This window comes from Enterobacter sp. Sphag1F (genome assembly GCF_014193275.1).
Taxonomy (GTDB): domain Bacteria; phylum Pseudomonadota; class Gammaproteobacteria; order Enterobacterales; family Enterobacteriaceae; genus Pantoea; species Pantoea symbiotica.
This window is the reverse complement of record NZ_JACHZD010000003.1, coordinates 343883-358508: the sequence shown is the minus strand read 5'-3', so window position 1 is coordinate 358508 and position 14626 is coordinate 343883. Positions and strand designations below refer to the sequence as shown.

The following is a 14626-nucleotide window of genomic DNA, read 5'->3' as shown; positions in this document are numbered from 1 at the left end:
GGTTTAATCCTCGTCAAAGCCCGCTTCAAACAGTTCAATAACCGCTGCCAGCGCATGCTCTTCCTGCGGGCCGCTGGCTTCAATCTCAATATGGCCGCCTTTCGCTGAGTCGAGCATCAGCAGCGCAATCACGCTGCTGGCTTCGGCTTCGGTGCCCGATTCGTTACGCAGCAACACTTCAGCATCAAAACTCTGCACCAGCTCGAACAGCTTCATTGCCGGGCGCGCGTGCATGCCCAGCTTGTTACGAATCTCAACGGTTTGCTTCACGGTCATGATTTGCGTTTTTCCAGAGTGCGATGACGAGATTGCACGTTTTTACCGCGTGAACGGAAATAATCCGCCAGTTGTTCAGCGATATACACTGAACGATGTTTTCCGCCAGTACAGCCGATGGCGACGGTGAGATAGCTGCGGTTATTGGTTTCCAGCATCGGCAGCCACAGTTCCAGATAGCTGCGCGTTTGATAGATAAAGTTGTGCACTTCGGTGTGACGATCGAGGAAGGCGGCAACCGGACGATCCAGGCCGGTCATCGGACGCAGCTTAGGATCCCAGTGCGGATTCGGCAGGAAACGCACATCGAAGACATAATCGGCGTCGATCGGAATGCCGTGTTTAAAGCCGAATGACTCAAACACCATGGTCAGTTCACGCTCGCGCTTGCCCAGCAGGCGCGTACGTAGCATTTCCGCCAATTCATGAACCGACATCTCGGACGTATCGATAATCAGATCGGCGCGTGAGCGCAGCGGCTCCAGCAGATCGTTCTCTTCATCGATAGCACTCTCCAGCGACAGATTTTTGCTGGAGAGCGGATGCAGACGACGCGTATCGCTGTAGCGGCGAATCAGCGTGTTGCGATCGGTATCGAGAAACAGCAGCTGCGGCGAGAAGGTATCCGGCAGATTATTGAGCGCGGCCTCAAAGACTTCCGGTGATTCCGGCATGTTGCGCACGTCAATGCTGACCGCCGCAGAGATATTGCGTTCGGTTAAGGTATTCGCCAGCTCCGGTAGCAATACCACCGGCAAGTTGTCGACACAGTAGAAGCCCATATCTTCAAGGGCACGCAGCGCGACTGATTTTCCTGAGCCTGACCGACCGCTAACGATCATCAGCACCATCACATTTCTCCCGTTTTAAACCGGCGAACAGGCCGGTAAAAGTGTTTCTCGCTTAAGAGTGTGCTTCCTGAGCTTCTGTGATAATGGCGTAGAGCTCTTCGTCGCTCTGTGCCGCACGCAAACGACGACATACGGTTTTATCCGCCAGACGTTTGGCAACCAGCGAAAGCGTGTGCAAGTGGGTTTTACACTGGTCCGCAGGTACCAGCAGGGCAAACAGCAGGTCAACCGGCTGATTGTCTACCGCATCAAAAGCGATAGGCTGATCGAGGCTGATAAACACGCCGACAGCGCGTAAGGTGTCCTCCTCCAGCTTGCCATGTGGAATGGCGATGCCGTTGCCAATACCGGTACTGCCCATACGTTCGCGGGTCAGGATGGCTTCGAAAAGCGTCTGGTGCGGCAGATTGAGCTGCTTCGCTGCCAGCTCGCTGATAATTTCCAGCGCGCGTTTTTTACTCTGGCAGTGTACGCCGCTACGGGTACAGTCCAGTGAAAGGACCGAGCTCAATTCCAGTGTTAGATCGTTGTTCATCATCGTTTCACTTGCGAGTTCACATAGCCGCGAGGTTCAGGCGATTGATTTCATTGCCCTTCGTCCGCTGGCGCTTGCGCAGATGACAAAACGGGGCGGTAATATCCGCCCCATTTATGCTCTAAGTGCCGAATCAGTCAGCACTCTGCAAGCGTGAAGGTTAGTGTTTTTTCAGTTTGTCTTTGTGTTTGGTCAGCTGACGGGAAAGCTTGTCGATTAACCCGTCGATGGCCGCGTACATGTCTTCCGCTTCCGATGTGGCGTGCAGCTCCCCGCCGTTGACGTGAAGTGTTGCATCCGCAATCTGCGTCACCTTCTCTACCTTCAGAACAATATAAACCTGATTGATGCGATCAAAATAGTGTTCCAGTTTGGCAAATTTGGTATTTACAAATTCACGCAGAGGTTCGGTAATCTCAACATTAAGTCCGGTAAGGTTTAGCTGCATAGGTCTTCCTTCTTCGTTCGGTCAAACTAGCTGTTTACGCTGGTTTGATGGCGGTATAGATAAAGACTCGCGATATTTAGCAACCGTACGTCGCGCTACCATGATGCCCTGTTCGGATAACATGGAGGTCAGTTTGCTGTCGCTCAAGGGTTTTGCGGGGTTTTCCGCCGAGATCAATTTTTTCACTAATGCACGAATCGCCGTGGACGAGGCTTCGCCGCCGCCTTCGGTGTTGACGTGACTGGAGAAAAAATACTTCAGTTCAAAGATGCCACGCGGGCTGTGTAAATACTTTTGCGTGGTCACGCGGGAAATAGTGGATTCGTGCATATCAACAGCCTGAGCGATATCCGCCAGCACCATCGGACGCATGTACTCCTCACCCTGCTCAAAAAACGCCTGCTGCTGTTCAACGATACAGCGTGTCACTTTCAGCAGCGTGTCGTTACGGCTCTCCAGGCTCTTAATCAGCCACTTGGCTTCCTGTAAGTTGCTACGAATAAACTGATTATCGCTTTCATTACGGCCTGCTCCGCCCATCGCAGCATACTGCTGATTGATTTTCAGGCGCGGCATGCTGTCGGAATTCAGTTCAACCGTCCAGCGCTTGCTGATTTTGCGCACCAGCACATCGGGAATAACATATTCCGGTTCGCTGGTATTGATTGACTGGCCAGGGCGCGGATCGAGTGACTGAATCAGCAACATCGCCTCTTTCAGCACCTCTTCCTTCAGACGCGTTACGCGCATCAGGCTGCGGAAGTCATGGTTGGCCAGCAGATCAAGATGTTCGCTCACAATCAGGCGCGCTTCCGCCAGCATGGGCGTAGCGGCATCATATTGCGAAAGCTGCACTAACAGGCAATCACGCAAATCACGCGCACCGACGCCGACCGGATCGAAACGCTGCACCCGTTTGAGCACGGCTTCAACTTCTTCTAGCGTCAGCTCTTCATCGCCAATACTGTCATAAATATCTTGTAAGCTGACGGTGAGATAGCCGGTGTCGTCAATGGCATCAACAATGGATGTAGCGATGGCGCGATCGGTATCAGTGAACGGCGTTAACTCAACCTGCCACATCAGGTAATCCTGCAGCGATTGCGTGGTTTCGCCCTGATAGATTGGCAGTTCGTCATCCTGGTAATCGGTGCCGGTGCCTGACGGCGTGCCCGCAGTGTAGATTTCGTCCCAGGTGGCGTCGAGCGGGAGATCTTCAGGCATGTCTTTCTGTTCAAGAGCTTCACGCGTGTCTAATGAATCACTCTCTTGTTCCTGAAATTCGCGCGCGTCGACTTCTTCGTGCAGATCGGTTTGTTCAAGCAGCGGATTGCTTTCCAGCGCCAGTTGGAGTTCTTGCTGGAGTTCAAGCGTAGAGAGTTGCAGCAAGCGAATGGCTTGCTGCAACTGTGGAGTCATCGCCAGCTGTTGGCTGAGCCTGAGTTGCAAACCTTGCTTCATAATTCGGTTAGAATTTCCTAAGCAAACGTAGGGTGTTACGACACCTTATCAGAGTCTGAACTCTTCGCCCAAATAAACACGCTTAACCTGCTCATCTACAAGAATTTCATCAGGCGTGCCATGGGCAATTAAATGCCCCTGGCTAACTATATAAGCGCGTTCACACACCGCGAGGGTTTCACGCACGTTGTGGTCGGTAATCAGCACGCCAAGGCCGCTGTCACGCAGATGCTCGATGATTTTCTTGATGTCGATAACCGAAATGGGGTCAACACCGGCAAAAGGCTCATCCAGCAGGATGAATTTAGGATTAGCCGCCAGCGCGCGAGCAATTTCTACACGACGGCGTTCACCACCCGACAGCGCCTGGCCCATGCTGTCGCGCAGATGGCCGATATGGAACTCTTCCATCAGCTCGTTGGCACGATCCTGACGCTGCTCTTCTGTCAGATCATCACGGATCTGCAGCACCGCCATCAGGTTGTCGTACACGCTCAGGCGACGGAAGATCGAGGCTTCCTGCGGCAGATAGCCGATACCGCGACGGGCACGCGCATGCAGCGGCAGGATGCTGATGTCTTCATCATCAATTACGATGCGGCCCGCATCGCGCGGCACAATTCCGACCACCATGTAAAAGGTGGTGGTTTTACCGGCACCGTTTGGGCCCAGCAGGCCGACAATCTCGCCGGATTTTACCTGCAGGCTAACATCTTCCACCACGCGGCGGCCTTTGTAGGCTTTCGCCAGGTTCTCAGCGATTAGTGTAGCCATAGCAATCAGTTACTCTTTTTAGGGCTCGCGGACGAACCGTTTTTGTCCTGCAGCTGCGACGGAACCAGAACGGTGGTCACGCGCTTGCTGTCACCCTGGCTGAACGCCTGCATCTTCTGCTCTTTCACCAGGTAAGTGATGCGGTCGCCTTTAATGTTGCTATCCTGCTGCTGAATGAAGGCATTACCGGTCAGCTCAACAAAATCATTCGCCAGTTCATAGTGCAGTTTACTGGCGTGGCCTTGCACCGGCTTACCGTTATCCTGCATCTGATAGAAGGTGGCTGGCGTGCCGTAAGCATCAACGATGGTTTTCTTGCTATCGCCGCCCGGACGGGTGACGACCACTTTATCGGCGGTAATCTTGATGGAACCCTGGGTCACAATCACGTTGCCGGTAAAGGTCGCGACGTTGCCCTGCAGATCCAGCGCCTGGTTGACGGAGTCAATATTCACCGGTTTGTCTGAGTCGCCGGTTAATGCCAGCGCAGGCAGGCTCGTTGCCAGCAGCGTACTCACCAGCAATAACTTAAGGCTATTTTTGTTCATTTTGAATTTCATAGGAAGTTTTGACCTTTTCAAGCAGCTCAGCATGTTTCGTCCGTAAATTGCCGCGCATTTTCATGCCAGTGGAATTAAAACTGCGGCCAAAAAGGGTGACTTGATCGTCAGATGTCACATCCTGGGTGACCAAATTAACCTGAGCGTTATCGGTAAGGATGCGCTCAAGCTGTGAATCCTGGGTCAAAGTATTGACGACAACGTTGCCATAAAGATAAAGCATACGATCTTTAGTCAGCTTTGCCTTATCGGCGCGCACCGACCATGTCGCGACTTTGTTTACGTCATAGGTGGTCATCACCGGATTATCGAACCAACTTATCTCATCGGCAGCAAAGTAGGTGACTTTATCGGAGACCAGCTTATAGCCCAGCGCGCCTGTTGGGTTATACACCACCGTGTTCGATTTCTCGCTGGTGTAGGTTGGCGCTTGATCGTTAGTCGCCACCGGCGTTCGGTCGTCATCCTGGTTGGTGAGATTCCAGCCGATCAGCACTAAGGCGATCAAGGCCAGGATCAGCGTCATCCAACGCCTGCTCTTACTCATATTGATTGCCCTTTGGCATCCTCAAATTTGTTCTGCGCCATCAAGATCAGATCGCACAACTCACGTACCGCGCCGCGGCCACCGGCAATGCGGGTAACATAATGCGCACGCGGCAGTAAAATCGGGTGGGCATCGGCAACGGCCACGCTCAAACCCGCCTGCGCCATCACCGGCCAGTCGATCAGGTCATCGCCAATGTAGGCGACCTGATCGGCGGTTAATGACAGTTTATCCAGGAGTTCCCGCCAGGCCAAAAGCTTATCCGATTGTCCCTGGTAAAGATGCGTAATGCCGAGCGTCTTACAGCGATCTTCCAGCAGTTTTGCTTTGCGGCCGGTAATAATAGCCACTTCGATGCCGGAGGTCAGCAAGCAACGCACGCCATAACCATCGCGCACGTTAAAAGCCTTCAGCTCTTCACCGCTGTTGCCCATGTAAATCACGCCATCCGACATCACGCCATCGACGTCACAAATCAGCAGGCGAATCTTCGCAGCACGCGCCATGACGTCCGCGCTCACCGGACCGTAGCAAGTCTCGACCATCGCCGTTTCAGCACTCATTGTTTCTTCCTGTTCAGACTACGCCAGCGCGCAGCATGTCATGCATATGTACCACACCGAGCAGGCGATCGTCATCGGCCACCAGCAGGGCGGTGATGTTTTTGTTTTGCATCAGATTAAGGGCATCGACCGCGAGCATATTCGGGCGCACGCGGATACCGCCGCTGGTCATCACTTCCTGAATGGTGGCTTTCTGGAAATCGATGCCCATATCGAACACGCGGCGCAAGTCACCATCGGTGAAGATGCCTTCGATTTTCATCAGGTCATCAACAATCACCGTTAAACCAAGATTCTTGCGGGTAATTTCCAGCAGCGCATCGCGCATTGAGGCATCACGGCTGACGTGCGGGATTTCATCGCCGCTGTGCATGATATCGCTGACGTGCAGCAGCAGTTTGCGGCCCAACGCACCGCCGGGATGCGATAGCGCAAAATCTTCCTGGGTAAATCCGCGCGCTTCCAGCAACGCCACGGCCAGCGCATCACCCATGACTAAGGTGGCGGTGGTGCTGGTGGTCGGCGCCAGGCCGAGCGGACAGGCTTCCTGCGGCACTTTCACGCACAGATGCACATCCGCCGCGCGGCCCATCGCGCTGTCCGGACGGCCGGTGATACAGATCAGCTGTACCTTCTGGCGCTTTAACACCGGCACCAACGCAAGGATTTCGCCGGATTCACCGCTGTTGGAAATCGCTATCACCACATCATTGGTGCTGACCATGCCGAGATCGCCGTGGCTGGCTTCACCGGGATGCACAAAGAAAGAGGGCGTACCGGTGCTGGCAAAAGTCGCGGCCATCTTTTTACCGATATGTCCGGATTTGCCCATGCCCATCACCACCACTTTGCCACGGCAGGCAAAGATCATCGCGCAGGCGCGATCGAAATCATCATTGATATATTGATCAAGCTGCTCCAGCCCTTCGCGTTCGATGCGCAGCACCGCTTTACCTGCTTGCTGAAAATCGAAATCCGGTTGCTGATGTGACATGGTCAGTCCGTCCTTAATAGCTTGTGATAAGCATGGGGCTAAGCCACAGCCATAGCACCCACGCGATAAAACCACCTAATAATAGTGTGCCTGCGATACGACCAATACGGCGTTTACGCAGCAGGCAGAGCAGGGCGAACAGCACGCTCACCGCCAGCATCACCCAGTAATCACGCGCGAAGGCATGCGCATCAACGCTACCGGGATGAATCAGCGCTGGCAGGCCGAGCACAATCGCCAGATTGAAAATGTTGGCGCCGATCAGGTTACCGATAGCGATATCGTCCTCACCTTTCAGCGCGCCGGCCACAACGGTGGCCAGTTCGGGCAAGCTGGTGCCGACGGCAATCAGCGTCAGGCCCATCACCAGTTCGCTTACACCGAAGTAGTCAGCAAAGACGGTGGCGTTGTCGATCACCATACGCGTCGACATCGGCAGAATAATTAGCGCCACCGCCAGCCACAGAAAGGCCACGGTATTGCCGGCTTCATCGCGCGGTAGTTCGGCCAGTTGTTCACGGGTGAGCGTGTCGTTATTGTCACGTTCAGCACGGCGAGCAATGCGGATCACCACCAGCAGATAACCCAGCGCGATCAGTAGCAACGCAACGCCATCGAGACGGCTGAGGTGATTATCAAACAGCATGATGCCGCTGAGCAGTGAGACTAGCAGCATTAATGGCAGTTCGCGCCGAATCAGATTGGAGTGTACTGTCAATGGATGGAGCAACGCTGCGCCACCCAGAATCAAGAGAATGTTGGTGATGTTCGAGCCCAGCGCGGTGCCGACCGCTAAATCCATTTGTCCATGCTGCGCGGCTGAAAATGAGACAATCAATTCCGGCAATGATGTGCCAATGCTCACCACCGTCATACCTATGATCAGCGGTGGGATGCCAAAGGATCGACAGAGGATCGCGGCGCTAAATACCAGACGGTCGGCGCCGTAAACCAGTAAAATCAATCCGATAAACAGCAAGGCAGAGGCTACGAACATTAAAAATCCTTGATGGATGGAGGTGTCGGCGAACCTTGTCCGACAGGTAAAAACATTCTGCACGCACTAACAGGCGCTGATTTTGACTGTCTGAGAGGCAAAAGTAAATTTTAAGGCCGTTTTCGCCACACTAAGTGGGTAAGTTTCTGTAAAACTATCGTGCATTCGAGGCTACCAGGCTACCATCCACCGCTTTGATAGCGCCCGATCCGCATAAAGAGGTAAAGATGATCCAGCAGCAAACGAATCTGGTTGAGGTTCGTGGCGTCAGTTTCACGCGCGGAGATCGTACAATCTTTGACGATATCTCGTTAACGGTACCCGCCGGCAAAGTCACCGCGATTATGGGGCCGTCCGGAATTGGTAAAACCACGCTTTTACGTCTGATTGGCGGGCAATTACAGCCCGACAAAGGCGAGATTTGGTTCCGCGATCAGAATATCCCGACGCTTTCCCGCACGAAATTGTACGAAGCGCGTAAAAAAATGAGCATGCTGTTTCAGTCAGGTGCGCTGTTTACCGATCTCAACGTGTATGAAAACGTTGCCTGGCCGTTGCGTGAACATACGCAGTTGCCGCCAGAACTGTTGCACAGCACCGTATTGATGAAGCTGGAAGCGGTGGGATTGCGTGGTGCTGCGAAACTGATGCCTGCCGAACTCTCTGGCGGTATGGCGCGCCGTGCGGCGCTGGCGCGTGCTATCGCGCTGGAACCGGAGCTGATCATGTTCGATGAGCCATTTGTCGGCCAGGATCCGATCACCATGGGCGTGCTGGTAAAGTTAATTGATGAACTGAATCATGCCTTGGGCCTGACCTGCATTGTGGTTTCACACGATGTGCCTGAGGTATTGAGCATTGCCGATCATGCCTATATTGTTGCCGGACAAAAAATTATTGCTCAGGGCAGCGCGCCGGAACTGCGGGAAAATCCCGATCCGCGTGTGCGCCAGTTTATCGAGGGTCATGCGGATGGTCCGGTGCCGTTTCGCTTTGCCGCTGGCGATTATCTCAGCGACTTGACCCGCTCAGGGAGAACGTAAACTGATGTTGTTACAGGCGCTAGCGTCATTTGGACGTCAGGGAATTAATACCTGTGCCGCTTTTGGCCGCGCAGGCCTCATGCTATTTCATGCGCTGGTGGGTAAGCCGGCGTTTCGTCGCCATGCGCCGCTGCTGGTAAAACAGCTCTACAGCGTGGGCGTGTTATCGTTGCTGATCATCGTGGTATCAGGCCTGTTTATTGGCATGGTGCTGGGTCTGCAAGGCTATCTGGTGCTCACCACCTACAACGCTGAAACCAGCCTTGGCATGCTGGTGGCGCTCTCGCTGCTGCGTGAACTCGGTCCGGTCGTCACGGCGTTGCTGTTTGCAGGCCGTGCAGGTTCAGCGTTAACCGCTGAAATCGGGCTGATGAAAGCCACCGAACAGCTCTCCAGCATGGAGATGATGGCCGTCGATCCGTTACGTCGTGTGGTATCACCGCGCTTCTGGGCCGGCTTTATCAGCATGCCGCTGCTGGCGCTGATCTTTACCGCCGTCGGTATTGCCGGTGGCGCGCTGGTGGGTGTGAGCTGGAAAGGGATCGATCCTGGTTTCTTCTGGTCGGCGATGCAAAATGCGGTGGATTTCCGCACTGATGTCGTTAACTGCATGATCAAAAGCGCGGTCTTTGCCGTCACGGTAACCTGGATTGCGCTATTTAATGGCTATGATGCCATCCCGACCTCGGAAGGGATCAGTCGGGCGACGACGCGTACCGTGGTGCATGCTTCACTGGCGGTACTCGGTTTGGATTTTGTGCTGACAGCACTGATGTTTGGGAATTGATGCAATGCAAAGCAAGAAAAACGAAATCTGGGTTGGCGTCTTCATGCTGGCTGCGCTGCTGGCGCTGTTATTCCTCGCCCTGCGCGTCGCCGATCTCAAAACAATCGGCACCGAACCGACGTGGAAGATGTATGCCACCTTCGATAATATCGGCGGACTGAAAGTCAGTTCTCCGGTAAAAATTGGCGGCGTGTTAATTGGTCGGGTGTCAGATATCGCGCTGGATGAGAAAACCCTTTCACCGCGTGTAACCATGGATATCAGCGATAAATTCGCCAATAAGATTCCAGACACCAGCTCATTAGCCATTCGCACCCAAGGTCTGCTTGGTGAGCAGTTCCTGGCGTTGAATTTAGGTTTTGACGATCCCGAGCTTGGCTCATCGATGCTGAAAGATGGCGGCACCCTGCGTGACACCAAATCGGCACTGGTGCTGGAAGACCTGATTGGTCAATTCCTCTATAAGAGCGGCGATAACAAACCCGACAACAAATCCCAGGGCGCGGAGAGCGCACCAGCAGCACCTGCAACAACGGAATAACCTACGAGGTAAAACATGATGTTTAAACGTTTACTGATGATTGCCGTGTTGGCAATCGCACCGCTGGCAGCCAACGCCGCAGCGGATCAAACTAATCCTTACAAGCTGATGAACGAAGCGGCGGATAAGACCTTCACCCGTCTGAAAAACGAACAGCCGAAGATTAAGCAGGATCCGAACTATCTGCGCGAAGTGGTGCGTCAGGAACTGATGCCGTACGTACAGGTAAAATATGCCGGTGCGTTGGTTCTCGGCCGCTATTATCGTGATGCGACACCGGCGCAACGTGATGCCTACTTTGCCGCGTTCGGTGATTATCTGGCGCAGGCTTACGGCCAGGCGCTGGCGCTGTATAACGGTCAAACTTACCAAATCCAGCCGGAACAGCCGATTGGCGATGCCAATATCGTGGCGATTCGCGTCACCATTATCGATCCGAACGGGCGTCCGCCAGTGCGTCTCGATTTCCAGTGGCGTAAGAACAGCCAGACCGGCAACTGGCAGGCGTATGACATGGTAGCCGAAGGCATCAGCATGATCACCACCAAACAGAATGAGTGGGGCGATCTGCTGCGCACCAAAGGCATTGATGGCCTGACGGCTCAGCTGAAAGTCTATGCAGCACAGCCGATCACCCTGGATAAAAAGCAATAATGAGTGAACCGTTACGCTGGCAGCGTACTGCCAGCACGCTGGCCTTAAGCGGCAAATTAGATCGTGATACCCTGCTGACCTTGTGGCAGGAACGTAACACTGCGGTGGCGGATATCACCACCATTGATGTTGCCGGGCTGGAAAGGGTGGATTCAGCGGGTTTAGCGCTGCTGGTGCATCTGCGTGAAATCGCGCGAGCCCAAGGCAGCGCGCCACTTTTCTCTGGGATCTCAGATAAACTCCAGTCACTGATCACGCTGTATAACCTGCAGCAGATTATTGTTTCTGCGGAAAAAATCGCCTGATCTGCGGATGTTGAAGCTAAGCCCCTGATTTTTTCAGGGGCTTTTGCGTATTTAAGAGTCAGGCGCTTTCCTCTAAGATGGCAGCCTTATTATTATTAAGCGAAGTAACGAGCAATGGAAAATAGTGAAGTTCAGGCCGTGCTGATGCAGGCGCTGGCATTAGAAGAAGTACACGTACTCAGCAACGATGGCAGCCATTTTCAGGTCATCGCGGTGGGCGAAATGTTCGGCGAACTGAGCCGCGTGAAAAAGCAGCAGGCTGTGTACGCGCCACTGATGGAATATATTGCGGATAACCGTATTCATGCGGTTTCCATCAAAACTTATACCCCAGCCGAGTGGGCGCGCGACCGTAAACTCAACGGTTTCTAAGTGCCTCACCGGTTGTTTTATTGATAGATAATTGAGAGCCGTGTTAATGGACAAATTTCGTGTGCAAGGCCCCACTCGTTTAAGTGGTGAAGTGACCATTTCCGGGGCGAAGAATGCTGCGTTGCCGATTCTGTTTGCTGCACTGCTGGCTGAAGAGCCGGTAGAGATTCAGAACGTACCGAAGCTGCGTGATATCGATACCACCATGAAGCTGCTGAATCTGCTGGGTGCGCGCGTTGAGCGCAATGGTTCGGTCCACGTTGATGCTCGCGAAGTTAATGTTTTCAGTGCGCCTTACGATTTAGTGAAAACCATGCGTGCTTCGATCTGGGCGCTGGGTCCACTGGTGGCGCGCTTTGGTCAGGGCCAGGTTTCACTACCGGGCGGTTGCGCTATCGGTGCGCGTCCGGTCGATCTGCACATTACTGGCCTGGAACAGCTGGGTGCGGAAATTAAGCTGGAAGAAGGCTACGTTAAAGCTTCTGTCAATGGCCGCCTGAAAGGCGCGCACATCGTGATGGATAAAGTGTCTGTTGGCGCTACCGTCACCATCATGAGCGCGGCTACGCTGGCTACCGGCATCACCATTATTGAGAACGCCGCGCGTGAGCCGGAGATTGTCGATACGGCAAACTTCCTCAACACGCTGGGCGCGAAAATCACGGGCGCAGGCACAGACAAAATCACCATCGAAGGTGTTGAGCGTCTGGGCGGCGGCGTTTATCGCGTTCTGCCAGATCGTATCGAAACCGGTACTTTCCTGGTCGCAGCAGCGATCTCACGCGGCAAAGTTGTTTGCCACAATACCAAGCCAGATACGCTGGATGCGGTGTTGTCTAAATTGCGTGAGGCTGGTGCAGAGATCGAAGTGGGCGAAGATTGGATCAGCCTGGATATGCACGGCAAGCGTCCAAAAGCGGTGAATATCCGCACGGCGCCGCATCCTGGCTTCCCAACTGACATGCAGGCGCAGTTCACGCTGCTCAACCTGGTGGCAGAAGGAACCGGTGTGATTACCGAAACCATCTTCGAAAACCGCTTCATGCATATCCCTGAACTGATTCGTATGGGCGCGCATGCGGAAATCGAAAGCAACACAGCGATTTGTCATGGCGTTGAAACCTTGTCGGGTGCGCAGGTGATGGCTACCGATCTGCGTGCATCAGCTAGCCTGGTACTGGCAGGTTGTATTGCTGAAGGCACTACGTTAGTCGATCGTATCTATCACATCGACCGTGGCTATGAGCACATCGAAGACAAGTTGAAAGCAATGGGTGCAAATATCGAGCGCGTAAGCGGCGAATAATTTTACCTTTGCGCATTAAAAAACCAGTCACGGTAACGCGGCTGGTTTTTTTTCATCTGCAGCACACTCAGATCTTTTTACGATCCTTGGGCGATCGTATGCGCTTTTTGCGATCCTTCAGCAGGCCGGTAAAAGGATCATAATATCGGCTCGGCCAGATCTCTGCCGGATGCACCTTGATTGCATTGGCGATTAGCCACTCGCCTTTCGGCCAAGGACGCGACAGCGCATTGGCCAATGTTGACGAGCTAAGCCCTGATTCACGTGACAGCGCTGCCAGTGATGTGCCTTTCTTACGTAATGCAGCAATGATATCTGCCGGGTGCCAATCCACTTTCCTTGGGTACATAACTTTCTTCTCCGTGTCCGTGTTATTACTTGATCTCCGCTGAAAAAGCTTTCCCGTTGCAGAGATATCTGGAAAAAACCCGCATTTTTATAGCAAATGTTTCCAGTTAATTTCCAGTAAATGTTTGAACGGCGCACGAAACTGCGTCGCTTTTCGCAAAAGCAATGCAAGCGATGTAAGTGAAAGGGGAGAAGAGTGAGAAAGGAAACGGGACCAATGCAGGCCCCGTTAAAATCAGAAGTCGCGTTGTACTGACATGTGTGCCAGTGCTTCGAGTGCGCTGCGCCACGGGCTTTCGGGTAATACTTGCAGTGCTGAAATAGCTTTATCCGCCTCTTCTTCAGCACGTTTGCGCGTCCACTCCAGCGAGCCAGTTTGTTGCATTGCAGCCAGCACCGGTTCCAGCAGGTGACGACCGTTGCCTTCTTCAATGGCTTTACGGATCATCTGCGCCTGTTCAGGCGTTCCGTTGTGCATCGCGTGCAGCAGCGGCAGCGTCGGTTTGCCTTCGCTCAGGTCATCACCGGTATTTTTACCCAGCGTTTCGCCATCCGCGCTGTAATCCAGCAAATCATCAATTAACTGGAAAGCGGTGCCAAGATAGCGACCATAATCCTGCAGCGCTTTTTCCTGCGCTGGCGAAGCATCAGCTAAAATCGCCGATGCTTGCGAAGCTGCTTCGAACAAGCGGGCGGTTTTGCTGTAGATCACCCGCATGTAGCTCTCTTCAGTGATGTCGGGATCGTTGCAGTTCATTAACTGCAGCACTTCCCCTTCGGCGATCACGTTGACCGCTTCGGACATCAGCGCCAGGATCTTCAAGGATCCCATGCTGGTCATCATCTGGAATGAGCGCGTATAGATAAAATCGCCCACCAGCACGCTAGCCGCATTACCAAACGCGGCATTCGCGGTAGCTTTGCCACGGCGCATATCGGATTCATCCACCACATCATCGTGCAGCAGCGTCGCCGTATGGATAAATTCGATCAGCGCCGCATTGGTGATGTGCAACGATCCCTGATAATTCAGCGCGCGTGCCGACAGCACAGCGATCATCGGACGGATGCGTTTGCCCCCGCCGCTGATAATGTAATAGCCCAACTGGTTAATCAGTGAGACTTCTGAATTCAGCTGCTCGAGGATGGTCTGGTTGACGGCCGCCATATCCTGCGCGGTTAATTCATTAATCTGTTCTAAGTTCATTCGTCTTTTCAGCTTTACTCGTTTTTTGCATGGTAAGCGCTTTAAACAGCGTGAGTT

The 14626-nt window shown here is 53.5% G+C and carries 20 protein-coding genes; 7 read left to right on the top strand and 13 right to left on the bottom strand.

Annotated elements, in window-relative coordinates; genetic code table 11:
• Positions 1 to 3: 3 nt before the first annotated feature.
• From npr to FHW71_RS12410, 11 genes are all read right to left on the bottom strand, one after another.
• Positions 4 to 276 carry a PTS phosphocarrier protein NPr gene (npr, locus tag FHW71_RS12460; protein WP_179451887.1) on the bottom strand — a complete coding sequence of 91 codons (273 nt, stop codon included), beginning with the start codon at positions 274 to 276 and terminating at the stop codon, positions 4 to 6.
• The gene (gene rapZ, locus FHW71_RS12455; RefSeq protein ID WP_008104378.1) at positions 273 to 1127 is read right to left on the bottom strand and encodes an RNase adapter RapZ; all 855 of its coding nucleotides are present in this window, start codon (positions 1125 to 1127) and stop codon (positions 273 to 275) included. The genes npr and rapZ overlap by 4 nt, the downstream gene beginning before the upstream one ends.
• Before the next feature lie 52 nt (positions 1128 to 1179).
• Positions 1180 to 1662, bottom strand: coding sequence for a PTS IIA-like nitrogen regulatory protein PtsN (gene ptsN / locus FHW71_RS12450; protein ID WP_175501705.1), 483 nt, complete (start codon positions 1660 to 1662; stop codon positions 1180 to 1182).
• 160 nt (positions 1663 to 1822) lie between these two features.
• Entirely contained in the window at positions 1823 to 2110 is a 288-nt protein-coding gene (gene hpf / locus FHW71_RS12445) for a ribosome hibernation promoting factor (RefSeq protein ID WP_008104375.1), read from the bottom strand.
• A gap of 21 nt (positions 2111 to 2131) precedes the next feature.
• Positions 2132 to 3571, bottom strand: coding sequence for an RNA polymerase factor sigma-54 (gene rpoN, locus FHW71_RS12440; RefSeq protein WP_154154511.1), 1440 nt, complete (start codon positions 3569 to 3571; stop codon positions 2132 to 2134).
• A gap of 48 nt (positions 3572 to 3619) precedes the next feature.
• Entirely contained in the window at positions 3620 to 4345 is a 726-nt protein-coding gene (gene lptB, locus FHW71_RS12435) for an LPS export ABC transporter ATP-binding protein (RefSeq protein ID WP_008104371.1), read from the bottom strand.
• 5 nt (positions 4346 to 4350) lie between these two features.
• Positions 4351 to 4905, bottom strand: coding sequence for a lipopolysaccharide ABC transporter substrate-binding protein LptA (lptA, locus tag FHW71_RS12430; protein WP_036648348.1), 555 nt, complete (start codon positions 4903 to 4905; stop codon positions 4351 to 4353).
• Positions 4880 to 5452, bottom strand: a complete 573-nt coding sequence (gene lptC, locus FHW71_RS12425) for an LPS export ABC transporter periplasmic protein LptC (RefSeq protein ID WP_036648345.1) — start codon at positions 5450 to 5452, stop codon at positions 4880 to 4882. The genes lptA and lptC overlap by 26 nt, the downstream gene beginning before the upstream one ends.
• On the bottom strand, positions 5449 to 6015 hold the full coding sequence (kdsC, locus tag FHW71_RS12420) for a 3-deoxy-manno-octulosonate-8-phosphatase KdsC (RefSeq protein WP_154154508.1): 567 nt from the start codon (positions 6013 to 6015) through the stop codon (positions 5449 to 5451). The genes lptC and kdsC overlap by 4 nt, the downstream gene beginning before the upstream one ends.
• Positions 6016 to 6028: 13 nt before the next feature.
• The gene (kdsD, locus tag FHW71_RS12415; RefSeq protein ID WP_101762279.1) at positions 6029 to 7009 is read right to left on the bottom strand and encodes an arabinose-5-phosphate isomerase KdsD; all 981 of its coding nucleotides are present in this window, start codon (positions 7007 to 7009) and stop codon (positions 6029 to 6031) included.
• Positions 7010 to 7022: 13 nt separating this feature from the next.
• On the bottom strand, positions 7023 to 8006 hold the full coding sequence (locus FHW71_RS12410) for a calcium/sodium antiporter (protein WP_008104362.1): 984 nt from the start codon (positions 8004 to 8006) through the stop codon (positions 7023 to 7025).
• A 227-nt stretch (positions 8007 to 8233) separates the two neighbouring features.
• Between FHW71_RS12410 and mlaF the strand changes: the two genes are divergently transcribed.
• The 7 genes from mlaF to murA all read left to right on the top strand — a co-directional run bounded on the left by mlaF (position 8234) and on the right by murA (position 13014).
• Positions 8234 to 9049, top strand: coding sequence for a phospholipid ABC transporter ATP-binding protein MlaF (gene mlaF / locus FHW71_RS12405; protein WP_008104360.1), 816 nt, complete (start codon positions 8234 to 8236; stop codon positions 9047 to 9049).
• 4 nt (positions 9050 to 9053) lie between these two features.
• A complete protein-coding gene (mlaE, locus tag FHW71_RS12400; protein ID WP_007886633.1) occupies positions 9054 to 9836 on the top strand; it encodes a lipid asymmetry maintenance ABC transporter permease subunit MlaE in 783 nt (260 codons plus the stop codon).
• A gap of 4 nt (positions 9837 to 9840) precedes the next feature.
• Positions 9841 to 10377 (top strand): outer membrane lipid asymmetry maintenance protein MlaD, encoded by a 537-nt coding sequence (gene mlaD, locus FHW71_RS12395; RefSeq protein ID WP_008104357.1) that lies wholly within the window; start codon positions 9841 to 9843, stop codon positions 10375 to 10377.
• Between the two features lie 18 nt (positions 10378 to 10395).
• Entirely contained in the window at positions 10396 to 11031 is a 636-nt protein-coding gene (gene mlaC / locus FHW71_RS12390) for a phospholipid-binding protein MlaC (protein WP_036648371.1), read from the top strand.
• A complete protein-coding gene (gene mlaB, locus FHW71_RS12385) occupies positions 11031 to 11336 on the top strand; it encodes a lipid asymmetry maintenance protein MlaB (RefSeq protein WP_179451888.1) in 306 nt (101 codons plus the stop codon). Before mlaC ends, mlaB begins: the two co-directional genes overlap by 1 nt.
• A gap of 114 nt (positions 11337 to 11450) precedes the next feature.
• The gene (ibaG, locus tag FHW71_RS12380; protein WP_008104351.1) at positions 11451 to 11708 is read left to right on the top strand and encodes a BolA family iron metabolism protein IbaG; all 258 of its coding nucleotides are present in this window, start codon (positions 11451 to 11453) and stop codon (positions 11706 to 11708) included.
• Between the two features lie 46 nt (positions 11709 to 11754).
• The gene (gene murA / locus FHW71_RS12375) at positions 11755 to 13014 is read left to right on the top strand and encodes a UDP-N-acetylglucosamine 1-carboxyvinyltransferase (RefSeq protein ID WP_008104349.1); all 1260 of its coding nucleotides are present in this window, start codon (positions 11755 to 11757) and stop codon (positions 13012 to 13014) included.
• A gap of 67 nt (positions 13015 to 13081) precedes the next feature.
• On the opposite strand, the gene FHW71_RS12370 is transcribed toward murA, so the two are convergent.
• Together FHW71_RS12370 and ispB are read right to left on the bottom strand one after the other, a co-directional pair.
• The gene (locus FHW71_RS12370; protein ID WP_008104347.1) at positions 13082 to 13363 is read right to left on the bottom strand and encodes a helix-turn-helix transcriptional regulator; all 282 of its coding nucleotides are present in this window, start codon (positions 13361 to 13363) and stop codon (positions 13082 to 13084) included.
• Positions 13364 to 13597: 234 nt separating this feature from the next.
• Complete coding sequence (ispB, locus tag FHW71_RS12365; protein ID WP_008104346.1) at positions 13598 to 14569, bottom strand: octaprenyl diphosphate synthase; 972 nt, start codon at positions 14567 to 14569, stop codon at positions 13598 to 13600.
• Positions 14570 to 14626 lie beyond the last annotated feature (57 nt).